Raw genomic sequence first — 24,589 nt, forward strand, 5'->3', positions numbered from 1 at the left:
GACAATCGTCAGTGTCAGAACCGTTCCCTATCCACCTTTTCATTTATTGATCATCAGCGGCTTCTGCCAGGGATTTGCTGGCTATCTCATAGACATCCTTCGAAATCTCGGAGTGCGACAGGACACGCTCGAATTGTGCGTGCATCAATGCCTGGCGCTGATCGTCATAACGACGCCAACGACTCATGATCCGCATCATCCTGGCTGCTATTTGCGGATTCAATCTATCAAGCGTGATGACCTGATCTGCCAGAAATGCGTAACCCGATCCGTCAATCTTGTGAAACGCACTGATATTCATACTGCAGAAGACACCGATGAGACTGCGAACCTTGTTCGGATTCCGCAGGGAAAAGGCGGCATGGTTCATCAACGCCCGAACCCGTTGCAATGTCCCGGGCAGGCGGGAATTCGCCTGTACCGCAAACCACTTGTCCATGACCAGCGGCTCACCAATCCATTGCTTCTCAAAGGCGGCTAGAGCGAGATCCCTCTCGGGGCAATCGGTATTCGCCAGACTGCTGAGCGCCGCCATCACGTCGGTCATGTTGTCTGCCTTTTCGAACTGCTCAAAGCAGAGCTTGTGGATCTCCGGTTCATGCAATTGCATAAGATAGTCCAGGGCCAGATTTCTTAATCTTCGCCGGGCTATGGATACCGGATCAATATCGTATGGAGATTGAGACCCATTCTGCTGGTAGACCGCCAACAAGCGCTGGCGTAAGCGGCTGGCCAATGCATGCCTGAGCCACTCTCTGACATGATGAATCGCTTCTACATCGACAACCTCCATCTGGTCACCCAATGTGGATTCACCGGGAAGCTGCAATACTTCACTCAACAGCGCCTTGTCCGCGGTCTCATTGCTTAGCGCGGTCTCAAAGGCCTTCACCAGACCTTCAGCCAGCTCCAGGGTCTTACCTGCTCGATAGTCAGCCACCAGATTCAACAGGGTTCTCTGTGCCAGTGCCTGGGAAGCATCCCATCGATTGAAAGGATCCGTGTCCCTGGCCATCAGAAACATCAACTCCTCATCTGTCGCAGGGTATCGCAGCTTCACCGGCGCCGAGAATCCCCTCAACAGGGAGGGTACAGGCTTTTCATCAAGGCCGACAATGGTAAACTGCTGATCTGCTTCAGACAGTTCAAGCAGTCGCCGGGTACCTTGTGGTTCCGCCTCATTCCGCAACTGCAACTGCAGCTCTCTTCCCTCGCTGTTCAGCAGGGCAATTTCAAGCGGTATATGGAAGGGCTTTTTATTCTGCTGTCCCGGTGTATCCGGACAGTGTTGGCGGAATCGGAGTCGATAGCTGCTCTGCTGTACTTTATACTCGGCTTCCACCTCGAGCACCGGCGTACCCGACTGGCTGTACCAGAGACGAAACTGGCTCAGATCCCGGCCACTGGCATCCTCCATGCACCGAACAAAGTCATCGGTGGTGACGGCCTCGCCGTCATGGCGCTGAAAATAGAGATCCGTTGCCTTTCTAAAGAGGCCGGGCCCGAGAAGATTCGCTTGCATGCGCACCACCTCAGCCCCTTTCTCATAAACCGTCACAGTGTAGAAATTGTTGATCTCTATATAGCTGTCCGGACGCACCGGATGGGCCATCGGACCTGCATCTTCGGCGAACTGATGGTTACGCAACAGGCGCACATCCTCGATTCGTTTGACCCCGCGTGATCCCATATCAGACGAGAACTCCTGATCACGGAAAACGGTCAGCCCCTCTTTCAGGCTGAGCTGAAACCAGTCGCGGCAGGTGATCCGGTTACCCGTCCAGTTATGGAAATACTCATGGGCGATAACGCCTTCGATACCCTGGTAGTCGCTATCCGTGGCGGTATCGGCGCGGGCCAGCACATATTTTGAATTGAATATATTGAGGCCCTTGTTCTCCATGGCGCCCATGTTGAAATCGTTCACCGCCACGATCATATAGATATCCAGGTCATACTCACGTCCATACTGCGCTTCATCCCAGGCCATGGCCTTTTTCAATGAGCTCATGGCATGACCGCATTTATCGATGTTCTCGGGCTCCACATAGATCCGCAGGTCGACTTCCCTGCCGGAACAGGTGGTATAGCAATCCTGCTGAAATTGTAGATTGCCGGCAACCATGGCAAACAGATAACAGGGTTTGGGAAAGGGGTCCTTCCAACTCACCTGGTGGCGGCCATCCTCCAGCTCCCGCTCATCGACACAATTCCCATTCGCAAGCATCACAGGGTAATCAGTTTGGCTGGCCGTGATGGTGGTACTGAAGCGTGCCATCACATCCGGTCGATCGAGATAGTAGGTGATACGCCTGAAACCCTCGGCCTCGCACTGTGTGCAATAGAGCCCGCCTGACCGATAGAGACCCTCGAGGTTGGTATTTTGTTGCGGATAGATAACAACCTGCGTGGTCAGGGTAAAACGCTCCGGCACATTGGGAACTGTCAATGATCTCTCATCAACCTGATAGGCCTCCTTCCCGAGTGGCTGGTCATCCAACTCAATATTTTGCAGCTGCAATGCTTCACCATCCAGCTTCAACTCAGGTTTGATGGCTTCACTGGCCGGATTTTTTCGAATATGCAATCGACTCGTAACATGCGTCGACTCATCCTGTAGATTAATAACCAGCTCTACTTCATCAATGAGGTAATCCGGTGGACGGTAATCCTTTAAATGGATGGTTTTGGCGTTTTTTGTTCGCATCGGTTGGTATCACCTATTCTGAGATCTACAGGCCGGGAACAGAGAGTCGGTTCAGTAATTCAGGCCTGAATCCATTCATTTTCCTATAATAGTCTGGGATGATAAACGCTGTGTTATTGGCTGATTTTGAGCGGCTGAGGGAGTCCCTGCGATTCCGGCGCCACAAACAATCATGTATGGATAATCAAACTCATTGCCACTCGCGAATGCGACAGCCAAACAGATCAAATAGTGGATGGAGGTGCCCGCTATTACCACTATACTGATCTGCTAATCTATATGATTAAAGTAATATAAACACCATTCGTTTGTCCCTGTCGTAGAACTTGTTTTCTTCTGCTGATAGGATAGACAGGATGGATAATATTTTTTTATTTTCCTTTTTTTACAAATAGTTAGGTATAATATACTTGCAATCTGTTGCCGAGGAATAGGGTTTTATGCCAAATGTCGTCATGTATTCAACCGCCATCTGCCCCTATTGTGTTCGTGCCAAGCATCTGCTGGAAAATAAAGGTGTCGCCTATGAGGAAATTCGCATCGAACACAACCATGAAGTGATGCAGGAAATGCTGCGGCGCAGCAACAGGCATACTGTCCCGCAGATTTTCATTGATGACTATCATGTTGGTGGCTACGATGACCTCGCATCGCTGGAAATATCGGGTCAACTCGATCTCTTACTGGGCAGATCAGAGGAATGAATCAATCCCATGATCAAGCACCCCAAAAAGTCCGCCTGGATAAGTGGTTATGGGCTGCACGCTTTTTCAAGACCCGCCAGATTGCCTCAGAAGCGATTAACGGCGGTAAAGTGCATCTCAATGGCCAGCGGACCAAACCCGGTAAGGAGATCAAAGCAGGATCGCAACTGCGAATCCACAAAGGCGCCTTGGAGTGGGATATAACGGTGCGGGTATTAGCGACTAAAAGAAGACCGGCATCAGAGGCGCGCTGTTTTTATGATGAAACGGCAGAAAGTATCGAGCGCAGGGAAAAGATAACAGAGGTACAGCGGCTCGAACGTTCGATGTCGCCCAGAACGGATCATGGCAAACCCAACAAGAAGCAGCGGCGTATGATTCACCGATTCACCGGAAAATCCAATTAACTAGGGCCTAGCAATGGACCAGGATGCTTTCCGTCGAACATATCGAGAGATGAATGAGCGCATCTGTGCTTATGAAAAAAGTATCCTGTCTCGCCATTGCACCTGTTCACAATCTAAAAAACTCTGTATCGCTGAGCGTGAGGGTGTTCATTGCGTTTCAGATGAAGCATTGCAACAGTGCCAGGAACTGCTGGAAACACTCCGTCATCAGGCCAGGTTTGCCCTGAAATCAAACGATGACAAGGCAGTTCTTTCTCATGGCAAGGCGATGCGGCTTCAGGTGGGGGGATTGCGGGGTCTCTTCACTGCAATACACCCGGATCACCCTATACCTGAACTTATCGACGATATCTTTGAATTGATCAACAAGGCTACGACACTCTATGGGCGGTTGGAGAATCTGCCGTACCAAACCCTCATTCAGCAGGTATCCGCCTATAAAGGCAGGCAGCGTGGTAATCCCCGTTAACCACCCTGAAATCGCTGCAGAAGTTGCTTCAACCGTTCAGATACTGGTGCCAGTTTCCTACGCATCAGTGAGCCTATCGCATCGGTATTGGACAAAACCGGCCTGACGATCCCATAGCCAAGGCCGGACAATAGATAGAGGCTGCGTATTTCTGTCTCCCGCCGGCTGACAGCGTCGCGACAGGCAACAAATGCATCACTGCACAATCCATCCGCTTCAGCTTCAAGCTCTTCCAGGGTCAGATCGGGATCACCTGTTGGCCGAAGTGATTGCAGATATCCACGAACCACATCGAGCAGTGTCGCCACAACATCCTGATTGGCTGGTTTCTCCATAACTTTCAGCACGGTGGATATGAAACCCTGGCCGGGTGATGAGTGGATCCGTAACAGTTGTGCGGCAAAGGGATTACCCTGTTCCGACAGTGAAAGCAGAGCGGCCTTCTCATGACCAGTCATAGCCCCTGGCACCGACTCCACAGGCAGATCGTCGGGCAATGCCGCGAGAAAACCAAGATAGTAGGTCGGTTTGCGTTGACAGCGCTTCCACAGACTGACCTTCTCCTCTTCACTGATCAGACCGGGCTGCAATATCAATCGTAAGCTCTCAATGATCACTATCGATTCAGTTTCAAAGGGGAGATAGTCGAGTAGAAACCGGGCCAATTCCGGCCCCATGCTGCCGTCCACGATCTGTGGGTTATCCAGCATTCGACGCGCATTGTCAGGATCCTGGCTGATCCACCAGGCACGTCTGGCCAACTCGTCGGTTATGCCCTTGGCACAGGTAAAGGCCACCACTGCTTCAGGCTCACCTAGCAGCAGCAACTGTTCGAGATTATCGTCACGGGTCTGACCCATGCGGCTCCAGCGCTTGAGATAGACAGGGTAACCGCCGGGAGAGCCCTGCACATGGCCGGACAGCAGCTCACGCACCATGCGCAGATAGAGGTCGTCACGGCAATTGGGATTGAGGATTATTCTGGATTCACCCCTTTCAGACAATCCAAACAGGGTCATGGAGGATTCGTCAATGCGTATCGCTTGCGGCTTGTTTGCCAGCAACACATTCAGGCGTAGCGAATCCTCACTCGTCAGCTCCATATCAGACAACAATTCCTGTTTCTTTCGAAGCCAACGGGAATTTCATTCCACGCATAATCATGTTTAGGCTGTCTGTTCTATTGAACAGGTTCTTTCGGAGGCGTGTAGTTGCTGTCTTTAGGATTGATGAAAATGAATTGGCTCTCTCCATCGTCCAATTCAGTGAAGTCCATGGTTGTCTCATCGAGCAGGGAGAAATACTCAGGCTCCATAATCACACTGACCCCTTCGGAATCGAACTGGATATCGTCATCCTTGGCATCGTCGAATCCCATCAGATAGTCAAATGAGCCATCCTCTTTCTTCTGTGCGGCGAAACGCAGGGCCATACCTTCGGTGCCGCCCATCTTTGCCGCCTGTTGTATCTGTTGCGCTGCCCGAGGTGTTATCTTAAACATCTGTCACCTGTTTGAATTTTTCAGTTACAGTAGTTTATCCCTTGTTTTTGAACGCATCCACATGCGCCACAAATCGCTGAACCCAATTGTTTCCGCCCACATTTCTCATATGCGTATAGCTCGCCAGCAGGTTTTTGTAGATATAACCGTCAAACTCACCGTTGATACCAGCGCCACGCTCCACCCGGTACATAAAATCATTTTCATCACATTCAAAGGACTCCAGCGATGAATAGTGGAACTCATGCGCATGGATCAGCCGATTCGTTTCATCCTCCGCCAGCTGGGGCCAAGGCCCCCTGCCGGTATCACGCAAACGCACATAACCCCTACCCTGTGGTTTTTCGTACATCCGGGTGTCAGCCGGTATCACGCCAACCATTCTACATTTTTTGGCTCCCCAGGTAAGGCTTCGGGTCAGATAGATCAAACCACCGCACTCCGCATACACCGGTCCACCCTGTTCCACATACTCCGAAATCGCATCCCGCATCGGGCGGTTCGCCTCGAGCGCCTCCATGGCCATTTCCGGAAAGCCTCCACCTAAGAAAAGACCATCGATTTCAGGTAGTCTTTTATCATTCAAAGTGTCGATTTCTATCAACTCCACACCCAGTGCACGAAACTTGTCCAGATCATCCGGATAATAGAAGCCAAACGCCTTGTCACGTGCAATAGCGATTCTAAGTGGATTTATTGGCAGTGAATAGGACGAAGTTCGTGTGGTATTGATGGGGGGCATTGAGGATTTCGCCGAAATTTCAATCACTTTTTCAATATCGACATGCTGCTCAACGGTTTCTGCCAGCAGTTGGATAATCTGCTCTGATGTCTCACTCTCATTACTTGGAATCAATCCCAGGTGTCGCTCATCGATCTGCAGCCGGTTGTCTGCCTGTATAGTGCCCAACACCGGAATATCTGTGTAGTGTTCGACGACCTGTATCAGCTTGGATTGATGCCTGCTCCCCCCAACCTGATTAAGAATCACACCTGCTAATTCGATGTTCCGGTCAAATGCCTGATAACCCAACAATAACGGGGCGATGCCTCGAGTCATGCCACGGCAGTTGATGACCAGTATCACCGGCGTGTTTAAAAAGGCCGCCATCGCGGCGTTGCTGTTGGAGCCTTCGATATCCACACCATCAAAAAGCCCCTTATTACCTTCAATAAGGGCCATCTCTCTGCCACTCATATAATTGGCGTAGTTATGTAGAATCTCGTCTCTGGTCTGTGTGTAAAAATCAAGATTATAGCAATCCCTGCCTGCGGCGGCGGAGAGCCACAAAGGATCGATATAGTCAGGTCCTTTCTTGAATGGCTGTAGTGCGATTCCACGTTTGATCAAAACTCTGACCAGACCGATGGCCAGAGTTGTCTTGCCGGAGGATTTATGGGCGGCTGATAGATATATCGCTGACACAGGAAACCATCGATAGAGGATCAATCACACTCAACAGGGGCAGGTTGGTATACCCTTTACAGGAGACCATCCTACCTTGTAGATAAAAAATCCACCACCGGCAAGCGGTGATGGATTTTCAGCAGTAATTCCGTCTGAAGGGTCAGTCTTCGAGGGTTTCGGGAAATACCTTGATAATCCGCGCGCCGATCGCCACTAAAGCCAGTGCTACGGCAATACCTGCGACACCCAGAGCGGCCTCGGGAAATGTGGGGATATAGTTTGCGACCTGGCCATCGAAGAAGCCGGATTCGATTACCTCTTTGCCTGGAAACAGATTCATTGGGTAAGCCTGTCCCGCTATGACGATGATATAGATCTGAAAGAATCCTCCGATGAGCACGGCAACCGAGGCCGCCGCGATTGCCCAGCGGGACTTTTCAAAGGCAGGCGAATAGATCAGAAAAAGCGGAATAATGCTGCCAATGAGTATCTGGCCAATCCAAAACATCACTGTATAGATACCCCCATCCAACAGGATGAAGCGCTCGATACCATGATGCTGGGTTGCATAGAGATTCGTCAGATTATAAGCCAACACGAAATAGAGCACTGCGCCGACAAATACACCGAGCAGGTTCTTAAGCCGGGTCAGGCGCAGATCGCCAAGCTCTCTGTCGCCCCACATATAGGCGGCGATAAGGGTAATAATGAAGAAAGCCAAGCCGTAACTGAAAGACATGATAACGAACATTGGCGCCATGATCGCCGCATCGTATGCCTCGCGAGCCACCAGGAAGCCGAAAATGGACCCGGTACCCGTGGTGAGCGCAATGCGCCAGAAGAAGGCTGCAAAACCCAACGGACGCTTAAATCTCTCCATACCGCGGTCGATCATCGCCCAGAGGTAGACAGCGACTATGGCAATGAACCCGCTGTAGAGGATAACGTTCCACGCAAAGATCGATTTGAAATTATACTCCGTCATGGCAACGATCAAGCGGTCGGGCCTGCCAAGGTCGAGAACCAGCACCATCAAGCCACCTACGAGCAGCCCGATCGCCAAAAGGCCGGAAAAACGACCCAACGGTTTGTACAGTGGACCGCCGAAAACAGAGCCGATGGAAGCGACGTTCAATGCACCCGATGCGGCCACGATCAGAAAGATGGCAAAGACGTGTGGCAGGCCCCACACGATCTGGTTGGACATACCGGTGACCCAGTGGCCCTGATGTTCCATGAAATAGGCAGCGCCCAGACCCACGGCGATAAATGCACCGAGCAGTGCCAAGCCCATCCAGAAGCGGACAGGTGAGCCGCAGTAGAGCTCGCGGTAGTACATCTTACTCATATGATTCCAAGCTCCCTACAGATCACAGGTTGAGGTAACGAACACCGGTATTCAACTCGAGGTCGGCCCGGATCTGTACTGAGTTGCGAGATTTGAGAACCCGACTGATTTCGCTGTTCGGATCCTTCAAATCACCAAATAAAATCGCTGAATGACCCTCCTTGTCGCATGCCTCCTGACAGGCCGTCTGCATAACACCGGCATCAATCCTGTGTACACAAAGGGTGCAGGACTCGACACACCCCTTCCCACGGGGCGCATTCACCGATTGATCAGTCAGTGCCTCATGCACGAAGGAGCGCGCCTTATAGGGACACGCCATCATACAGTAGCGACAACCGATACAACGGTGGCGGTCGACAAGCACGACACCATCAATCCGTTTGAATGATGCATTGGTGGGACAGACATCGACGCATGGAGGGTGTTCACAATGTTGGCACATCATAACCAGGCGATTAACATGGCCGGTCTGCTTGTCTTTCAGTTTGACCGGGCGGATCCACACCGCATCAGTCGCTGGTCTGTCAAACCCGGTCAGGCCATGTTCGTTGTTACAGGCCTCAACACAGGCACTGCAACCCTCGGCACACTTATTGGCATCGATCAGCATACCCCAACGGTGATTGCCGGACGCCCCCGAAGGTGCCTTACCTTTTTCGCTCGCAGCATGCAAAATGACACCAGGCGCCAGGGTCAACGCCCCGGCAGCTGCTACGGTTCCGCCGATAAACTGGCGGCGGTCTACACTCGGCTGGTCACTCTTATTGCTCATGATCAGTCTCTCTGTCTGCCAGCAGGCTGTTGCACATCCCAGACATGGGTCTGCGCATCCGAATGGTAACCAAGCGAATCTCCCCCTCCACTCTCCGCCGGTGTCGTACGATGACACTGAAAACAAGCGGGGCTCACCGCAACGTAACCGTGACAAGCCTGGCAAAATTCGCCTTCACTGGTGACCGATACAGCCTGGCCGCTGGAATCCCTTGAGGCGTGGCAATCGATGCACTCGGAAAGACTGTATTTCAAACCACGTATTCCATCTATAACCGTATCGTCCCTGCTATGCTGGAGAAAATCCATATGGTTGCGACGTATCTCGTCGGTCGGCGCCACACAGCTATCCAACGAGGCTGCCTTGGAATTTTTGGTTACATATCGACTCTCACCTATGGCCTGCATGGCGGGTAACAGCAGACCAGCCAGCAGTATGATGAGGAGTCTTTTGCTGATGAGAGAACTACGCATCTCAGCTCCTATTCACCTAACCCCATCTGGATATATCCTGTGGGACAGACGTCGGTGCAAACATGGCAACCGATACACTTGTTGTAATCGGTATCAACATATCGACCCGTGGTCGATTCCGCTTTCTTGACCCGGAAGACCGCGTCTTGCGGGCAGAACACGATGCAGTTGTCGCACTCGAAGCACATGCCGCAGCTCATGCAACGTTTGGCTTCTTCCTGTGCCTGCTCCTGATTCAGACTGTTCATACGCTCCTTGAAATGATGCAGTACTTCATCTGCTGTGGGCACATCTTCGGAACGCAGTAGGCGCGGTGTGAAAGAGAAGTGCCCGAGGAACAGATCATTTGCTGGAATCACTTCCTGGTGAGAACGGTCTTCATAATTATGCACTGCATACTTGGCATCGCTGGTACCGCGCATGTCGCCTTCGCTGCTATCAAAGGCCTCGGGTTCCAGGTGGGCTTCTTTCAGCTTGTCCAGGAGGTCGAAGTGGTGCACATCGACCTTCGGACGCTTGGCAAGCTCTTTCTTGGTCAAATAGGCATCGATACTCTCGCAGGCGATAGAGGCCTGACCGATGGCGGTGGTCAACAGGTGAGGACGAATGATATCGCCGGCCACGAAGTGACCTTCCCTGCCTGGTACCTGATAAAACTTGTCCGCATCCATCAGGTTTTTGTCGTTGGCCATCTCTTCAAGACCTTCCATATCGGCGCTCTGACCAATCGCTGAAACGATGAGATCGGCCTCCAATGTGCGCTCCGTACCCTCGGTAGGAATCGGAGTCATGCCATCCATGGTGCAGTCACACACCTTGAGTCCTGTGGCGCGGCCATCATCACCGACAATCACTTCCAACGGCATCACACCGTCCAAAATTTCACAACCCTCGTGCAGCGCATCGTGTATCTCGTGCTGTGCAGCAAACATCTTGTCTTTGGTGAACAGGGATGTCAGTGTCGCGTCGGCAGGCGCTGCCCCTTCGGCCAGCGCATCGTCCTGATTCATGCTGGTATCGAGCACGACATCTTCAGGATTACCGGCTGTACTGTTCGTACCCAGGCGTCTGGCCACAGAGATTACGTCGATAGAGGTGTCACCACCACCGATACAGACCACTTTGTCGGCGGTTACTTTCATGCGGCCTTCATTGAAGGCCTTGAGGAAAGCCACACCGGACACGCAATTGGGGGTACCGACCCAACCATCCACCGGCAGGTCGCGGCCATTCTGGCACCCAAGCGCCCAGAGAACTGCATCGTGCTCTTTTTCGATATCGGCTACAGGAACATCGGAGCCGACCTTGACACCGGCCCGGATCTCAACGCCCATATCGACGATTCGTTGGATTTCCGCCTGCAGTTTGTCGCGTGGGATACGATAGTTTGGAATACCGTAGCGCATCATACCGCCAAGCTCGGGATCCTTCTCGAAAACGGTCACAGCATGCCCCATCTTACGCAGTTGAAAAGCAGCCGCCATACCGGCGGGACCACCACCGATAACAGCCACCTTCTTACCGGTATCAGCTCCCGGAGTGAATTTGAAACCCTTCTCGATAGCGGTATCACCGATGTATTGTTCAACAGCGTTGATACCTACGAAGTCCTCGACTTCGTTACGGTTACAGCCATCCTGACAAGGCGCCGGACATACTCTGCCCATCATGGAAGGAAAGGGATTGGCCTCTACAGCACGTTCGAATGCATACTGTTCCCACTCCATGCCTTCGGAAGGCTTTTCCTGTTCACGCACGATTGCCAGCCAACCACGGATATCGTGGCCGGAGGGGCAGCCGCCCTGGCAAGGTGGCGTGCGATTGATATAGGTAGGGCACTTATAGGAGGTGTCTTCAAGGAAGATTTTATCACCCCAGTCATCCCACTCGTTTTCACCGTCTTCAAAACGGCGCCAAGTAATCTGTTTTTTCATCTCTTCGCTAGGAGTTGCCATTTTCAGTCTCCTCTTGGAACTTGTCCTGGTCGTGCCCTACCCGGGGTAGGAATCGTAGTTTGCGCTAGTTATCGTGTTTTATTCATCATCGTCTTCGCCGTAGCCGGGAGCTTCCTCGGGTGGCGTCTTTCTGTTCATCACAATTGCATTGCTCACCAATTGATGAACACTGACGATCTGAAACATATCCATGCCGTAATAAGGGAACACCTTGCTGAACTGGCTCTTGCATATGGCACAGATTGCCGCAAGGTGAGTAACGCCCTTTTCGCCCATGACATTCTTGAATGCGGTCATTCGTGGCTTGGCGCCCTTCACCCGGACCTCCATCAGGTCGTCGGTCAGCAGACCGCCGCCACCGCCGCAGCAGAAGGTACGCTCATGGATGGTGTCCCACTCCATGTCGTGATAGTTGTTGACAACCGCCTTGATCACCTTGCGGGGTATCTCGAACTGACCGCCCGGCTTGTCGCCCATGCGCGATGCGCGGGCCACGTTGCAGGAGTCGTGAAAGGTGATCGACATATCGTCGTTCTCAGACTTGTCGAACTCCAGGGTGCCCTGCTCTATCTCATTCAGGGTGAACTCGCAGATGTGCTGCGGCACCGGATAGTCGGGGTTGAGAAAATCGAACGGTCCTGCCAAGGTATTCAAAAAGCTGTAGGCGATACGCCAGGCGTGTCCGCATTCTCCGAAGACAATGCGTTTCACTCCCAACTCCAACGCCGCCTCGCGTATGCGCAGGGAGACGCGACGCATGTTCTCGTAGCTACCGATAAACATACCGAAGTTGCCTGCCTCGGAGGCCTTGGTGCTGAGCGTCCAGCTGACGCCCGCTTCGTGAAAGACCTTGCCGTAACCGATCAAACCGTCCACATGGGGCTCAGCGAAAAAGTCAGCAGAAGGTGTCACGAGTAGGATTTCAGCGCCTTTTACGTCCAGCGGATATTTGACCGCTACATCGGTCTCCTCCCAGACGTCCTCTTCCAGACCCTCAAGGGTGTCTTCAATGGCAGGCCCTGGCAGTCCCAGGTTGTTACCGATCTTGTGGACCTTGCCGATGATCTCGTTGCAGTATTTTTGTCCGATGCCGATGGAGTCGAGTATCTCCCTGGCCGCCATCGAGATCTCCGCGGTATCGATGCCATAGGGACAGAAGACCGAACAGCGACGGCACTGGGAGCACTGATGGAAATAGCTGTACCAGTCGTCGATCACCACTTCGGTGAGATCCACCGCACCGACCAGTTTGGGAAAGTACTTGCCGGCGAAGGTGAAATAGCGGCGATAGACCTTACGCAACAGATCCTGCCTGCCCACCGGCATATTTTTCGGATCTTGCGTACCGAGATAGTAGTGGCATTTGTCGGTACAGGAACCGCACTTCACACAGGCATCCATGAACACCTGGAATGAACGATAGCGGCTTAACAGATCGCCCATCTTGTCGATGGCGACCTCCTTCCAGTTCTCCACCTTTTCACCAGGAAAGCCCAAAGCCTCCTGATGTTCGGGCTTGGCCACGAAGCAGGTGATATGCTCCATGGTACCGTCAACCAGTTTCGGAACCTCAATGAATTCTGTCAGTTCCGGTGTTTCAAACTCAGCTCCAGCCATTTGTAAACCTCATAGGCCTTAGGATTCTTCGAGCTTTCTTGCCCAATCAACCAGATGGCGTTTTTCACGCGGATTGTCCACCTGATTACGGGTTGGGCTGAAAAAGACACCCGGTATGTGCAGCAATTTACTGAACGGCAGAAGCAGCATCAGTACCGCCACCAGGGTCAGATGAACAAGCAGAACCGGGTCCATGGGAAGATCGCCGCCGCTGAATGTCCAGAAACCGGTAAAGAACTGCTTGACGGCAACCACATCAGTATGGATCAGGAATGTCATTGTCGCACCGCTCAGGCCGATAAAAATCAGCAGCAGCAGCCATAGAAAATCGGATGGAGAGGAGATGTAGCGGACGCGATCGACGAATATTCTCCGGATCAGCAGTCCGGCAAGCCCTGCAATCATGGCAAAGGCCGCATATTTACCAAAGGGTTGAATCAATTGTATCGGCAGCCACACAGGGTCGATAAAATAACGGACATGCCGCGCGAGAACCAGAAACAGCCCCATGTGAAACATCCAGGAAAAGACCCAGGTCCACTTGGTGCTCTTGAACAAACTCTCAAAAAAAACGACTTCGCGAAACATCCGTAGAACCACACCAGTCTGATTGACAGGCGCCGGTGTGGTCGGAATCTTTAATGGAGCAGGCGTTCTGGCGTACTGGACAATTTTCCTGGCCAGTCCAAGGACAAGAACTAAGGTCGCTACGATAAACAGCAACGCGTAGGCAAATGACATAATCCTGCGTTCCTCAAAAAATGATCAAGTGATTTGCGATGGAGGGACAATAAGCACCTCCATCGCAAGCACGTGCCTTTAGATACAGCCAGTCGGTTTAGGCAGACCGGCAAAACGGCAAGCCTGCTTGCCTGGGCCATATGGAAACAGGGCATAAAGATATTTTGAGTTACCTTTATCCTTACCCAGCTTCTTACCTACAGCCTTGGTCAGTACACGAACCGCAGGAGCAATCTGATATTCTTCATAGTACTCACGCAGGAAGTTGATGATCTCCCAATGCTCGTCGGTCAGTGGCAGGTCATCTTCCGCAGCCATTGCCTCGGCAACAGCGGGCTCCCAATCGGCCAGATTGGTCAGGTAACCCTCTTCATCAGTTTCGAAGGTTTTGCCGTTAGCTTCGATAGCCATATTTTCTCTCCCAGATAGAGTTGAAAGTTATTCAGTTAATACAATCAGACCCAGGCCTGTACCTTGTCATTCTCTGCGGCGAGACTGACAAACCTGGCGTAGTCCACAATTTCGATGCCGTCAGCGACCTTGTCTTCGCTTACACCGCGAGCCTTAAGGTCCGGGCCCAGTACATAGAAATTCACACCATCTTTGGCAGCAATCTTCTGTGTGCAGTCAGTACCTTTGATCGCACCATAAATGCCGTCTTCGTACATAAGGACCGAACTGCCTGTTTTGGCGTAGGCCAGACAGCTATCCATTGAAGACTTTTCAAAAGGTGATTTGTTAACAGTATGTAGGGTACTCATTCGCTCGTCTCCGACTTAGAAGCTGAACATGACATCTTGTTCTTCCATGATGTCCGTCATTTCAGCGCGACTGACCACACGGATAGAGTCCTTTTCCGCCCAATCATCATCTTCATCCTCGTAGGTTAGAGGCATCAGGTCATCCAAGGTCAATCCTCGCTCCTCCAATGACTCCTTCTCTACATACAGTTTGGTGACATCGTAATCACCAAGCGCCTGGTAGGTGGGTGAGAAGTTCTTCATATCCACTCCAGCCGTATCCTGTCCTTTGACCAGCTGATAGACCCCGTCATCCAGAAAAGCCAGGCTGACATCCTGATCAAACGCAGCGCCGATCAATACAACCTCAAGTGACTCCCAGGCATAGATGGTGCCGTAGGGGGCCCGACGGTTGAGGTACATGAACTTTTTAATATCTTCAGACATCGTCAACCCCTATACTCAATCACCGAATACCACCAGTCGTTCCGACTGGATGCCCGCCTCGACCAACTGACCGAGACCGGAGATGCGAAAACCTTCAGCAATGTTCTGCGCATCCTTACCGTTGCGCTGCATCTCACCCTCGTCGACGATACCCCGCCGCTGGGCGGCGGCCACGCAAACCACCAGGTCGAGATCGTGTTGTTTACCCAGCTCGGACCAACGCTTGACAATGTTCCGATCATCTTGCGGAGGTGTTGTCAGATTGGTGCCGTTGTTGACGCCGTCGTGATAGAAGAAGACACGCATAATCTCATGTCCGGCTTCCAGTGCAGCTTTGGTGAACTGGTACGCAGAGTCCGTGGCTTGGTGCTGATAAGGACCCTCATTTACCTGAATCGCGAATTTCATCAGTAGACCTTCCTGTTATTGCCCAAACGAATTTCCTGAATTAGAAGCGGATATGCGCAGAGGCATTCAGGTTGTTACGGCTGCCACGCCAATTATCGATGTGATATTTGGTGAAAGGCAGACCGGTCTTCTCGAAGAATTTCGGCCAACCGATACGCTCAGCCCACTCACCGATACGCTCCCAATCCTTGGCGTCTTCCTTGTAGGCGCTGAGGATCTGCTTGACCACGGTGGAAACTTCGGGCCAGCGCGGCGGATTGTTCGGCACACCGGCAGCCACCAGCTTGTGGAAGGTCGGCTTGGAGCGGGCATTGGAGTTCTTGCCGCCTACCCAGATCGCAAACTTGGAATGCTCCGGATCGTTGATCTGCATGGGAGGACAGGGCGGAAAGCAGGCACCGCAGCAGATGCACTTCTTCTCGTCCACTTCCAGGGAGGGCTTACCGTTGACCATGGCGGGACGGATGGCCGCTACCGGGCAGCGGGCCACGACCGAAGGACGCTCACAAACGTTGGCGACCTGGGTATGGTCAATCTTCGGCGGCTTGGTGTGCTGGATATTGATGGCGATATCACCCTGGCCACCACAGTTGATCTGGCAGCAGGAGGTGGTAATGCGCACACGGTTAGGCATCTCTTCCTTGGTGAACTCATCGTAGAGATCGTCCATCAGAGCCTTAACCGCACCAGAGGCGTCAGTACCGGGGATATCACAATGCAGCCAGCCCTGGGTGTGCGAGATCATAGAGACCGAAGGACCAGTACCACCGATCGGGAAGCCCTCAGACTCCAGCTTATCGATCAGAGGCTGAACCTTGGACTCCTCGCTGACCATATACTCGATGTTGGAGCGAATGGTGAAGCGGACATAGCCTTCGGCAAACTCGTCGGCGATGTCCATCAGCTTGCGGATGGTGTAGACATCCATCTGACGCTGGGTGCCGGCACGTACGGTCCAGATGCTGTCACCGCTCTTGGCGACGTGATGCAACACACCGGGGCGTGGACGCTCATGATAAGCCCACTGGCCGTAATTATTCTTCAGCACGGGGTGTAAGTAGGGCTCCATCTCCGGGACGCCACTCTCAATCGGCATACGAACTTCCGACATACCTACCTCCAAAAAAATAGGGTAATTGATTCGTTTTAAGGGGCAATCGAGCGAACCCGTTGCCCCTTATAGCTAGATCGGTGTTACTGGGCCTTTCTCTCAGCCCACTTGGCCGCTTCCTCATCCCAGTCGTCGCTACGGAAGTAAGGATTCATACGCGGACGCTCGATCATGTTGGGGTCGATCTCGAGGCCGACACCTTCCAGAAAGTTGACCAAGCCGATACGCTCGATCATCTCACCGGTACGCTCGTGCTCGAGGGCGTTTTCGGCGAAGAAGTCGAGGATCTCTGTCGCCAACTCTTCCAACCACTCGAAATCCTCATCGGTCTCCAGCTTGTGGAAAGGCACGATCACGGTACCCATCAGATCGCCGATCTTAAGGGTTCGCTTACCGCCACAGAGCAGGGTAATACCCTTATCGTCACCGGGAGAGAGTGCCTTGTTCATCACGTTGATGCAGTGCATGCAACGGACACAGGAAGGATTGTCGACCGCCAGGGTATCGTCGTCATTCAGGGACAGGGCCTTGGTCGGGCAACGGGTGATGACATTGTCGATAACATACTTGCGGCCTTTATCAGCGACGAAGTTCTTGACCTCGTCCTGGTCGACCTTCATATCGTCACGCCAGGTACCAATGGTAGCCAGGTCGGCGCGCTGCACGGAGTTCATGCAGTCGTTGGGACAACCTGAAACCTTGTATTTAAACTTGTAGGGCAGCGCGGGACGATGCATGTCATCGAGGGCGTTGTTGACCAGCATACGCATGGTACGGCCTTCATCGAAACATGAATTCTCACAGCGAGCGGCACCGACACAGGACATACCGGTACGTACAGCCGGACCGGCACCACCAAGATCGAAGCCCATCTCGTTAATCTCGTCAAATGCGGGCTGAACGTTGTCGGTGGTGCAACCCTGGAACATGATATCACCGGACTGGCCATGGAATGCGATCAGACCGGATCCGTACTTCTCCCAGATGTCACAGAATTTGCGGATGGTGTTGGTGTCATAGTGCATGCCTGGAGGTGGCATGACGCGAAGAGTGTGGAACTCGGCTGCCGCAGGGAACAATGCTTTTCCGTCGTCACCCTTGAGTTCGGTAAAGCGGGGGATGATACCGCCACCATAACCGATCACGCCAACGGTACCGCCTTTCCAGTAACCCTTGCGTGTCTCGTATGAGGTCTCGAGCTGACCCAGCAGGTCAACCATCATGTCGTTATCGTTGGCGAGACGCTTGAGGCCGGTGACAAACGAGGGCCAGGGGCCGCTCTCCAGCTGGTCAAGCATGGGGGTATCATGCATCTGTTTTGCCATCACTCTTTCTCCCAATGGTCGTTTGTTCAGGTCTTTTTGCTGAATCTTCGCCTGATGTTCAAGCTGCGCCAAACACCTTGGCATAGAAAAACGGCTACAAACCTGCAATCCAAAACCGCGCTACAGGCAACAGGCCTGTTTCTACTGGTGCGAAATTTTAGGGATGTCTAATGCAGACCAATATCCTTCCGATGGGAGGGAAAGAGATATTTATGACTATCCCATTTGGGATATATTTTCATGAATTTTGGGGTAAAAAGGGGTCAAATATGGCACAAAATACAAAGTAATAACAATATGTTAAAGTCTTTAATTCATTTCTAATATTCAAAACACTCCCTTACTTTCATAAGGGTAGGTTTTACCGATAAACTTGGTCAGAAGAGCCTTGATCGAGCATCCCGCATGATGTTCAATATCAATACCTGAGTATTTTACTGCGTTTTGCTACGGCAATCGCCAGACCGCAGGGACAAAGTCAAAAATGCTGTATTTGAGTGAATTAATGATGCAACACCCAGAGGTCGACAGCTTCGATAGACTGCTGGAGGTGGTGAAGGAACGGTCGAAGACTGAGATGTTTTTTCGTATCGATGTCAAACCCCCTTTTTCCGACACCCCCGACAATTGGGAAGACCGCCTGGAAGCGACTTTCACCTGAGGTCGTGACAGAGACATTCAGGGTCAGTCAACAGGCCCCGGCAACAACTGAGAAGATTATTGTGAAGTACCTGGAATCTGAAGCCTTTATCGGTGACAACGAGAGTTCGGAAGATGCGATAAAATCAAGCAAGCTGCTGCAGCTCAAACTCGATGAGAAGCGTGAAGAGCTGTCTGCCCTGTCTGATGATGTCCCCAATGACAAGCGTCTTGAACTACAGCTCGAATCCGCCTATATCCTTCTCGACCTGGACAGGCGACAGGAGGCCGGGCAGATCGGTAAAGCTGTACTGGATCAAGCACTCGACGAGGAGTTGTGGCTAAGGGCCGTTGAAGCCTGCGACATCCTCTACCAGTCGGAGCAGACGAAGTCGATCAAGGCGCTGGCCCACGGAATCTGGCTAGGTGTGACATTCCCCATTGACCCCGAGCTAAGCGTGGCCATGCTGCAACATCTCATCGATGAGACCCCCGACAAATCAGACGGTGCGGCAGTGGCTGCGGTGACCGCCTGTTACGTGGTCGATATCCGTGCCGAGGGACAGGAGCGTGAGGATCTCAAGTTCTTCACCAACCAGTTGCTTGGCCAGGTCGCCAGGCGCCACAGTCAAGTGGAAGAGCAGGAGATCTTCGATTTCTGGGTCGAGCGCATGGAATTGAACGATCCGGGCAAGTTTCTACCCAGGTTGGCCAAGGTACTCGAAGTCATCATTGATGGAGACTGGTGGTTCGACAGGGATGCCCTGCGGGCGAAAATCCCAGCCGACGAGGTTTGATTAAATGAACGCGACCTTCTGGCAGGAAGAACAGGATGAAGAGCAGTTTGTGGTACCGGATAATGTGGTCGATCTGATATTCAGGATCAAATGCCCCTCTCTGCCCGTCGACCATGCCTGGTCCCTCTCCGATGAGATACATAGAGAACTGCCCTGGTTTCCCCTGGAGCCGCAAGCCGGTCTCCACCTGATTTACGGCGCCGACTCAGGCAATGGCTGGGTAAGGCCCAGCGATGGTGGCGAAACCCTCTATCTCTCTCGTCGCACACCTCTGATCCTGAGACTGCCAAAAGAGAGACTCGACGAAGCCACCAAACTCAGTGGTAAAACCCTGGACATCGATGGATTTGCAATGGAGATCGGCAAGTCGCACACCCGGTTTCTCGCTATGACCACAACGCTCTACTGCCGTTACCTGGCCTGTGAGACCGGTCAGAGCGAGGATGAGTTTGTTCAGTCTGCGGTCGAGTCATTGCAGTCTCTCAACCTGCGTTTTAAAAAGGTACTGTGCGGTAAAGGCACCCTGTTCACCACCCCACAGGCACCACTCCTTACCCGTAGCCTGATGGTCGCCGGATTATCCCTGGACGATGCGGTCACATTACAGGAGTACGGTATCGGCCCTCATCGAATTCGCGGCTTTGGCTTGTTTGTACCACACAAGACTGTATAAGATACCGCGCCTATAACCGAATAAATTCCAAAATAGACGGGGAAATGACCCCGCCGTTGTATCTGTTTGTAAGGAGAGATCAATGTCTTATGAAGTAAACGGTAAAACCATTGAGGCCGACGCCAACGGCTACCTGGTCGATCACACTGAATGGAGCGAGGATGTGGCCAAGGCCATCGCTGAGAGCGAAGGCATCAATCTGAGCGAAAAGGCTTGGGAAATCATCAACTTTCTGCGCGACGAATATTTCAATAACAATGGCAACCAGCCCAACGAGCGCAATATGGTCAAACACTTCAAGGGTGTGTGGACCGACGAGGGCAAAGTGGATGCAAAATCCCTCTACATTCACTTCCCCAAGGGACCGGCGAAACAGGCAAGCAAAATCGCCGGTCTGCCCGAGACCAAGCGCAAGGGTGGTTACTGATTGAATATGATGCGAAACGACTGACGTCGTTACTTTCCAAACAAGGCAGCCGTACCCTGGGTGGATTCTGCAGGGTACGGTCGTGTCATTCTGATATATTCCCCATATACGCCATTGGGTCCTCTTATAGTTGCTCATCCTCAACCATACGATGCAGCATGAATCTGAGCTTTACCAGCCCATCCGCATAAAACAACAACACTCACTGCAGATGCACCCGGTTAACGATTATCATTCCATGCACTTCGATGTTTGGATAAACCCACAGTTCGAGATCGTCACCTCCACTCGATTTCTACGTAGACAGGCCTTCTAAACAATTCTGAGATATCTGTATCACTCGATATGGTGTAGGGACAGATCGTATCTCAAGGGTGATCAGTATCTATTATTGAGACAGATCTTTCGGTTGGGATTACAGGCAACCGCCGCCCTCTCCGTTCTGACTGTGCATTCATAAATTGTTATATATCTGTGACGATAGCTAGACATCTACGCTTTACGCTCAATATAACTATTTGGAACAGTCCCTTGGAGTGGGTCATGTCAAGCGTAAACGAAAAGCATCCAAAATATAATAATCAGAGAAATCAAGAACTAAAAGAACTTCTAGCTGCTTGTGCGCTGAATGATCGGAGTGCGTTCGCCCGTCTATATCAACTCACGTCGCCAAAACTGTACGGTGTTGTACTGCATATCCTGAACAGAGAGGCGACTGCGCAAGAGTGCCTGCAGGATACTTATATCAAGATCTGGAACAACGCGGAAAGTTATCGGACCCACCTGGCGGCACCGATGACCTGGATGACGACAATTGCTCGTAACCAGGCGCTTGATCATCTACGGCGATGTCAGCGAGAGGTGATGGAGTCTGATGGCTATAGCTTCATAGAACAGATAGACACACAGCCTCTACCGTTGGAATTTTGTTCACATAGCAAAGAGAAAACCCAACTTATGGCCTGCTTGGATCAACTGAATGAAAACCAGCGACAGATGATCAGTCTGGCCTATTTCAGAGGCCTCACACACAGTGAACTTGCCAGCCGGACCAATACACCGATAGGTACTGTCAAGACACAGATTCGCAGAGGCCTGGAACAACTGAGGGGGTGCCTGGAAACATGACTTCGGGTGTGAACACCACACTCTGGCTGCAACTACTCATCCCCCCACATCCGCAACAGATTTGCATAGGACTTGTCCACCAAACCGGTGCTCTCTGTGTCCGACGCCGTTGCCAACAGATGCTCCCTGGCTTGATCCAGTTCATACAACAGCTCGCGTTGCGCCGGATCCCGCACGTAACTTTGAATCCAAGCCAGCGCCACCAAGCGTTCTCCCTTGGTCACCTCAGCGACATGGTGCAGACTCGATGAGGGATAGATCACCGCACTGCCCGCAGGTAACTTTACCCGTTTCTCTCCAAATGTGGTGCGCACCACCAACTCCCCACCCTCATAGGTCTCGGGTTCGCGCAGGAAGATTGTCATTGAGACGTCGCTGCGAAAGCGTTGTCCGCTGAGCCCCATCAACGGGTCATCCACATGGTCGCCATAGGTCATGCCCGGTTGGTAGCGGGCGAAAATCGGATCTGCCATGCGGTATGGCAGGACCGCAGAACGAAAGGTCTCATTATTCGCCATGGCACTGGTGAGTATTCGGATCAGCAGCTCCATCTGCCTTGGCTCACCCTTCAACTCCTGGTTGTTTTTCACCCGCTGTGCCGCTTTACCTGCAGTCAACTTACCATCGACGAATTCCGCCTGCGCCAATATTTGATCGATCTTGTCCAACTGCGCCTGCTGTAAAAGATCATCGATTTCCACCAGCATCCGCTTCTCCTTACAGATTCTCCAACACGGCCTGCATGCCTGACTCATTGAGGGGGAAGGTTAAAACAGCATGCACAGGATAGCGTTGTTTCACTTTCTCTAAATTATCCAGGTGCTTTTTATCCAACAACACGATCACCTTCGCATTCGCCTGATAACGCTGAAGCGTGGCGAGCAGGGATTCTAGATTACTGAGTCGATCGCGAAATTGAGGATCGGCATAAAACTCCGCCACAACAACGCTGGGTCTGTGCCGCTTCAGCCATGCCTGCGCCTTGCGAACCGAATTCACCATCTCCACTCGATAGCCATAGCGTTGATAGAGAGGCACCAAGTTTGGATATCCTCCAAGCTCGACCAATGCAAGTAATTCCCGATCATCCATATGCTTGATTTTACCTCTCTGGAGCCTGATCATAGCTACTGAAGCCCTGATCGAGGCAGAGGCTTCTCAACGGAATCACCAAGTAGTTTTTTTATTTTTACAGGGTCATGCAACTTAATCTGATTATCGATGACTGGTCAATGGACCTGAAGATCCCCGATGGTTATCTTGAAGCCATGCGCACCTCCTTCGACAACATGGATAAAGACATGGACAGGGGTTGGCAAATTGGCCAAAGATGGGTAAAAAACCCTAATCCAATTCAACGCTGCCAACTGGTCGCCGGTAAGTTGCTGACCGCCCTGGAAAGCGATAATGAACAACTCGCATTGATGATGGGCGGCTATATCCTGTCCCGAATGCCAAATGTCAAACAGGTTGTCATCGACAATACCGGTGTTCCGGAAGAGACTAGCTTCAACACCCAGACGTCATAAACAGGCTGCCGCTCAATTACAGCTTGTTGCCCTCCAGCAAAGACTTGATATCGACCCGGGCCTGATCCGGCTGCTCACGGTGAATCTTCAGCACTTCGCCAGCCAATGCCGACCAGTGTTCCCTGCCCTCCTGTATGGACACTTTCAGGGGCTGCCAATCACCCTCTGCATGCCATCTCTCGTAGGCGGTGATGAGACTGGGAAAGAGGGTTTTGCGCATACCGCTAAGCCCACCGACAAAGAAATGGACCGAGGCGCGATCTTCCCGCTCGATCAGGCGAGGCAGCGTAATCTGACAGTCTGCCCAATGATCACGTACCGCACGCGCCATCAATTCAGCCGGTGAACGCCCAAGCGCCGTCAGTAGCTGATTCCATTCCTCGCCCAGCAGTTTCCCCGCATGATACTCACCCTGCTCATGCAGTAGAACCACATCCAACTCCTGTTCCACCATCTGATCGAGGGCATGCTCAAGATCATCCTCAAAATCGTAATAGGCAAATGCCCGGCCCATGGCATTGTCCGGGCGGTGCCAACGCCAGTTTTCCAGCTTCTCCCATAGCAGGCGCCGGAACGACTCTTGACGGATGAAGATTCGATTGCCTTGACACATTGCCGCAGGGGCCATCAGATCACGTGCCAGTTCACGCCCGGCGACCCATACAGAGGCACCACCGGGCTCTTCCCTGCGTTCCAGATGACCGAGGAAAAAGAGGGGCTTGTTCCTGGAACCATAGCCCGCGCTATAGACCAGACCAAAGGGATCGAGCAGTTCATTGATCCGATCCACATCAAAGGGATCGAATAACCGGCCTGCAAACGGCAGTGGTGTGAAATCGTCATCGCTGAGGGAATCCCAAAGCTGCTCCCGCCTTGTCAGCCACTCGCCTACCGATTCGTTGGTCAACGATGCTCCGTAGTCGAGTCCATTCTCCCAGCGGTAGTATTCGCGCATTTTCAACAGGTAGGTACAGAGACCATAGTCGGCGCCATGACGCGCATCCGAGATATGACAATTCCGTTGAACGGCACAACAGAATTGGCTTAACGAGCCCTTCACTGGTGTGCCTTGCGGTAAAGATATTGAGGACAAACACTATTGGTGAATCTCATATTCCTGCATCCTCACCTATGTGCAATAGAGTCGGGTATATGGCTGTCATTGATTCTGAAGATTCTGACTCTCAATAGCAATCCTATCCCGACAGAGGCCTTTTACCACCCCTATTCTTCAGGGTATTCAATGAGCGGGTAAAATGC

The 24,589-nt window shown here is 52.1% G+C and carries 28 protein-coding genes; 9 read left to right on the forward strand and 19 right to left on the reverse strand.

The features are described 5' to 3' along the window. Nucleotides 1-43: 43 nt before the first annotated feature. Entirely contained in the window at nt 44-2,707 is a 2,664-nt protein-coding gene (gene pepN, locus CODIS_RS11965; RefSeq protein ID WP_069125256.1) for an aminopeptidase N, read from the reverse strand. 440 nt (nt 2,708-3,147) lie between these two features. Between pepN and grxC the strand changes: the two genes are divergently transcribed. From grxC to CODIS_RS11980, 3 genes are read left to right on the forward strand one after another with little or no spacing between them, the layout of a single operon-like run. Then, entirely contained in the window at nt 3,148-3,411 is a 264-nt protein-coding gene (gene grxC / locus CODIS_RS11970) for a glutaredoxin 3 (protein WP_069125259.1), read from the forward strand. Further along, on the forward strand, nt 3,408-3,818 hold the full coding sequence (locus CODIS_RS11975; RefSeq protein ID WP_069125260.1) for an RNA-binding S4 domain-containing protein: 411 nt from the start codon (nt 3,408-3,410) through the stop codon (nt 3,816-3,818). The genes grxC and CODIS_RS11975 overlap by 4 nt, the downstream gene beginning before the upstream one ends. 49 nt (nt 3,819-3,867) lie before the next feature. Continuing rightward, the gene (locus CODIS_RS11980; RefSeq protein WP_235615203.1) at nt 3,868-4,287 is read left to right on the forward strand and encodes a hypothetical protein; all 420 of its coding nucleotides are present in this window, start codon (nt 3,868-3,870) and stop codon (nt 4,285-4,287) included. Here the strand turns inward: CODIS_RS11980 and CODIS_RS11985 are convergent. From CODIS_RS11985 to dsrA, 15 genes are all read right to left on the reverse strand, one after another. Further along, nucleotides 4,284-5,390 carry a sulfur reduction protein DsrS gene (locus CODIS_RS11985; RefSeq protein ID WP_069125264.1) on the reverse strand — a complete coding sequence of 369 codons (1,107 nt, stop codon included), beginning with the start codon at nt 5,388-5,390 and terminating at the stop codon, nt 4,284-4,286. The two genes, CODIS_RS11980 and CODIS_RS11985, sit on opposite strands and share 4 nt — an antisense overlap. A gap of 77 nt (nt 5,391-5,467) precedes the next feature. Next, on the reverse strand, nt 5,468-5,788 hold the full coding sequence (locus CODIS_RS11990) for a HesB/IscA family protein (protein ID WP_069125267.1): 321 nt from the start codon (nt 5,786-5,788) through the stop codon (nt 5,468-5,470). Between the two features lie 34 nt (nt 5,789-5,822). After that, the gene (locus CODIS_RS11995; RefSeq protein ID WP_069125501.1) at nt 5,823-7,214 is read right to left on the reverse strand and encodes a cobyrinate a,c-diamide synthase; all 1,392 of its coding nucleotides are present in this window, start codon (nt 7,212-7,214) and stop codon (nt 5,823-5,825) included. Between the two features lie 142 nt (nt 7,215-7,356). After that, nucleotides 7,357-8,544 (reverse strand): NrfD/PsrC family molybdoenzyme membrane anchor subunit, encoded by a 1,188-nt coding sequence (nrfD, locus tag CODIS_RS12000; protein ID WP_069125270.1) that lies wholly within the window; start codon nt 8,542-8,544, stop codon nt 7,357-7,359. 22 nt (nt 8,545-8,566) lie between these two features. Beyond that, nucleotides 8,567-9,319, reverse strand: a complete 753-nt coding sequence (gene dsrO / locus CODIS_RS12005; protein ID WP_069125272.1) for a sulfate reduction electron transfer complex DsrMKJOP subunit DsrO — start codon at nt 9,317-9,319, stop codon at nt 8,567-8,569. Between the two features lie 2 nt (nt 9,320-9,321). After that, nucleotides 9,322-9,792, reverse strand: coding sequence for a hypothetical protein (locus tag CODIS_RS12010; protein ID WP_069125275.1), 471 nt, complete (start codon nt 9,790-9,792; stop codon nt 9,322-9,324). An 8-nt stretch (nt 9,793-9,800) separates the two neighbouring features. Beyond that, the gene (locus tag CODIS_RS12015; protein ID WP_069125277.1) at nt 9,801-11,747 is read right to left on the reverse strand and encodes an NAD(P)-binding protein; all 1,947 of its coding nucleotides are present in this window, start codon (nt 11,745-11,747) and stop codon (nt 9,801-9,803) included. 78 nt (nt 11,748-11,825) lie between these two features. Beyond that, a complete protein-coding gene (gene dsrK, locus CODIS_RS12020; protein ID WP_069125280.1) occupies nt 11,826-13,364 on the reverse strand; it encodes a sulfate reduction electron transfer complex DsrMKJOP subunit DsrK in 1,539 nt (512 codons plus the stop codon). An 18-nt stretch (nt 13,365-13,382) separates the two neighbouring features. Further along, complete coding sequence (locus CODIS_RS12025) at nt 13,383-14,105, reverse strand: respiratory nitrate reductase subunit gamma (RefSeq protein ID WP_069125284.1); 723 nt, start codon at nt 14,103-14,105, stop codon at nt 13,383-13,385. 78 nt (nt 14,106-14,183) lie between these two features. Then, on the reverse strand, nt 14,184-14,516 hold the full coding sequence (locus tag CODIS_RS12030; RefSeq protein ID WP_069125287.1) for a TusE/DsrC/DsvC family sulfur relay protein: 333 nt from the start codon (nt 14,514-14,516) through the stop codon (nt 14,184-14,186). Nucleotides 14,517-14,560: 44 nt separating this feature from the next. After that, on the reverse strand, nt 14,561-14,866 hold the full coding sequence (tusB, locus tag CODIS_RS12035) for a sulfurtransferase complex subunit TusB (protein ID WP_069125290.1): 306 nt from the start codon (nt 14,864-14,866) through the stop codon (nt 14,561-14,563). 15 nt (nt 14,867-14,881) lie between these two features. After that, the gene (tusC, locus tag CODIS_RS12040) at nt 14,882-15,292 is read right to left on the reverse strand and encodes a sulfurtransferase complex subunit TusC (RefSeq protein WP_069125292.1); all 411 of its coding nucleotides are present in this window, start codon (nt 15,290-15,292) and stop codon (nt 14,882-14,884) included. Nucleotides 15,293-15,307: 15 nt separating this feature from the next. After that, a complete protein-coding gene (gene tusD, locus CODIS_RS12045) occupies nt 15,308-15,700 on the reverse strand; it encodes a sulfurtransferase complex subunit TusD (protein ID WP_069125295.1) in 393 nt (130 codons plus the stop codon). Between the two features lie 40 nt (nt 15,701-15,740). Further along, a complete protein-coding gene (gene dsrB / locus CODIS_RS12050) occupies nt 15,741-16,811 on the reverse strand; it encodes a dissimilatory-type sulfite reductase subunit beta (RefSeq protein ID WP_069125298.1) in 1,071 nt (356 codons plus the stop codon). Between the two features lie 83 nt (nt 16,812-16,894). Next, nucleotides 16,895-18,136, reverse strand: coding sequence for a dissimilatory-type sulfite reductase subunit alpha (dsrA, locus tag CODIS_RS12055; RefSeq protein WP_069125504.1), 1,242 nt, complete (start codon nt 18,134-18,136; stop codon nt 16,895-16,897). Between the two features lie 505 nt (nt 18,137-18,641). Here dsrA and CODIS_RS12060 point away from each other — a divergent pair. From CODIS_RS12060 to CODIS_RS12080, 5 genes are all read left to right on the forward strand, one after another. Next, nucleotides 18,642-18,797 (forward strand): sulfur relay protein DsrC, encoded by a 156-nt coding sequence (locus CODIS_RS12060; protein WP_417903658.1) that lies wholly within the window; start codon nt 18,642-18,644, stop codon nt 18,795-18,797. Between the two features lie 61 nt (nt 18,798-18,858). Continuing rightward, a complete protein-coding gene (locus tag CODIS_RS12065) occupies nt 18,859-19,572 on the forward strand; it encodes a hypothetical protein (RefSeq protein WP_069125510.1) in 714 nt (237 codons plus the stop codon). Nucleotides 19,573-19,576: 4 nt separating this feature from the next. Beyond that, nucleotides 19,577-20,245 (forward strand): type I-MYXAN CRISPR-associated protein Cas6/Cmx6, encoded by a 669-nt coding sequence (locus CODIS_RS12070; protein ID WP_069125303.1) that lies wholly within the window; start codon nt 19,577-19,579, stop codon nt 20,243-20,245. Nucleotides 20,246-20,327: 82 nt separating this feature from the next. Further along, nucleotides 20,328-20,672 carry a TusE/DsrC/DsvC family sulfur relay protein gene (locus CODIS_RS12075; protein ID WP_069125306.1) on the forward strand — a complete coding sequence of 115 codons (345 nt, stop codon included), beginning with the start codon at nt 20,328-20,330 and terminating at the stop codon, nt 20,670-20,672. A gap of 543 nt (nt 20,673-21,215) precedes the next feature. Further along, nucleotides 21,216-21,800, forward strand: coding sequence for a sigma-70 family RNA polymerase sigma factor (locus tag CODIS_RS12080; protein WP_069125308.1), 585 nt, complete (start codon nt 21,216-21,218; stop codon nt 21,798-21,800). 32 nt (nt 21,801-21,832) lie between these two features. On the opposite strand, the gene CODIS_RS12085 is transcribed toward CODIS_RS12080, so the two are convergent. Continuing rightward, nucleotides 21,833-22,507 carry a Fe2+-dependent dioxygenase gene (locus tag CODIS_RS12085; RefSeq protein ID WP_069125310.1) on the reverse strand — a complete coding sequence of 225 codons (675 nt, stop codon included), beginning with the start codon at nt 22,505-22,507 and terminating at the stop codon, nt 21,833-21,835. A 10-nt stretch (nt 22,508-22,517) separates the two neighbouring features. Then, nucleotides 22,518-22,925: a hypothetical protein gene (locus tag CODIS_RS12090; RefSeq protein WP_235615204.1), complete on the reverse strand. Its 408-nt coding sequence runs from the start codon at nt 22,923-22,925 to the stop codon at nt 22,518-22,520. Between the two features lie 74 nt (nt 22,926-22,999). Between CODIS_RS12090 and CODIS_RS12095 the strand changes: the two genes are divergently transcribed. Continuing rightward, nucleotides 23,000-23,329: a hypothetical protein gene (locus CODIS_RS12095; protein WP_069125312.1), complete on the forward strand. Its 330-nt coding sequence runs from the start codon at nt 23,000-23,002 to the stop codon at nt 23,327-23,329. A 16-nt stretch (nt 23,330-23,345) separates the two neighbouring features. Here CODIS_RS12095 and CODIS_RS12100 read toward each other — a convergent pair whose 3' ends face one another. After that, nucleotides 23,346-24,389: an Sfum_1244 family protein gene (locus CODIS_RS12100; RefSeq protein ID WP_069125314.1), complete on the reverse strand. Its 1,044-nt coding sequence runs from the start codon at nt 24,387-24,389 to the stop codon at nt 23,346-23,348. Nucleotides 24,390-24,589 lie beyond the last annotated feature (200 nt).

The sequence above is a fragment of the Candidatus Thiodiazotropha endolucinida genome (assembly GCF_001715975.1).
GTDB lineage: Bacteria > Pseudomonadota > Gammaproteobacteria > Chromatiales > Chromatiaceae > Thiodiazotropha > Thiodiazotropha endolucinida.

Coding starts and splice junctions, on each gene's coding strand:
- pepN (WP_069125256.1), bottom strand. CDS start 2,707: ATGCGAACAAAAAACGCCAAAACCATCCATTTAAAGGATTACCGTCCA.
- grxC (WP_069125259.1), top strand. CDS start 3,148: ATGCCAAATGTCGTCATGTATTCAACCGCCATCTGCCCCTATTGTGTT.
- CODIS_RS11975 (WP_069125260.1), top strand. CDS start 3,408: ATGAATCAATCCCATGATCAAGCACCCCAAAAAGTCCGCCTGGATAAG.
- CODIS_RS11980 (WP_235615203.1), top strand. CDS start 3,868: ATGAATGAGCGCATCTGTGCTTATGAAAAAAGTATCCTGTCTCGCCAT.
- CODIS_RS11985 (WP_069125264.1), bottom strand. CDS start 5,390: ATGGAGCTGACGAGTGAGGATTCGCTACGCCTGAATGTGTTGCTGGCA.
- CODIS_RS11990 (WP_069125267.1), bottom strand. CDS start 5,788: ATGTTTAAGATAACACCTCGGGCAGCGCAACAGATACAACAGGCGGCA.
- nrfD (WP_069125270.1), bottom strand. CDS start 8,544: ATGAGTAAGATGTACTACCGCGAGCTCTACTGCGGCTCACCTGTCCGC.
- dsrO (WP_069125272.1), bottom strand. CDS start 9,319: ATGAGCAATAAGAGTGACCAGCCGAGTGTAGACCGCCGCCAGTTTATC.
- CODIS_RS12010 (WP_069125275.1), bottom strand. CDS start 9,792: ATGCGTAGTTCTCTCATCAGCAAAAGACTCCTCATCATACTGCTGGCT.
- CODIS_RS12015 (WP_069125277.1), bottom strand. CDS start 11,747: ATGGCAACTCCTAGCGAAGAGATGAAAAAACAGATTACTTGGCGCCGT.
- dsrK (WP_069125280.1), bottom strand. CDS start 13,364: ATGGCTGGAGCTGAGTTTGAAACACCGGAACTGACAGAATTCATTGAG.
- CODIS_RS12025 (WP_069125284.1), bottom strand. CDS start 14,105: ATGTCATTTGCCTACGCGTTGCTGTTTATCGTAGCGACCTTAGTTCTT.
- CODIS_RS12030 (WP_069125287.1), bottom strand. CDS start 14,516: ATGGCTATCGAAGCTAACGGCAAAACCTTCGAAACTGATGAAGAGGGT.
- tusB (WP_069125290.1), bottom strand. CDS start 14,866: ATGAGTACCCTACATACTGTTAACAAATCACCTTTTGAAAAGTCTTCA.
- tusC (WP_069125292.1), bottom strand. CDS start 15,292: ATGTCTGAAGATATTAAAAAGTTCATGTACCTCAACCGTCGGGCCCCC.
- tusD (WP_069125295.1), bottom strand. CDS start 15,700: ATGAAATTCGCGATTCAGGTAAATGAGGGTCCTTATCAGCACCAAGCC.
- dsrB (WP_069125298.1), bottom strand. CDS start 16,811: ATGTCGGAAGTTCGTATGCCGATTGAGAGTGGCGTCCCGGAGATGGAG.
- dsrA (WP_069125504.1), bottom strand. CDS start 18,136: ATGGCAAAACAGATGCATGATACCCCCATGCTTGACCAGCTGGAGAGC.
- CODIS_RS12060 (WP_417903658.1), top strand. CDS start 18,642: ATGATGCAACACCCAGAGGTCGACAGCTTCGATAGACTGCTGGAGGTG.
- CODIS_RS12070 (WP_069125303.1), top strand. CDS start 19,577: ATGAACGCGACCTTCTGGCAGGAAGAACAGGATGAAGAGCAGTTTGTG.
- CODIS_RS12075 (WP_069125306.1), top strand. CDS start 20,328: ATGTCTTATGAAGTAAACGGTAAAACCATTGAGGCCGACGCCAACGGC.
- CODIS_RS12080 (WP_069125308.1), top strand. CDS start 21,216: ATGTCAAGCGTAAACGAAAAGCATCCAAAATATAATAATCAGAGAAAT.
- CODIS_RS12085 (WP_069125310.1), bottom strand. CDS start 22,507: ATGCTGGTGGAAATCGATGATCTTTTACAGCAGGCGCAGTTGGACAAG.
- CODIS_RS12090 (WP_235615204.1), bottom strand. CDS start 22,925: ATGATCAGGCTCCAGAGAGGTAAAATCAAGCATATGGATGATCGGGAA.
- CODIS_RS12095 (WP_069125312.1), top strand. CDS start 23,000: ATGCAACTTAATCTGATTATCGATGACTGGTCAATGGACCTGAAGATC.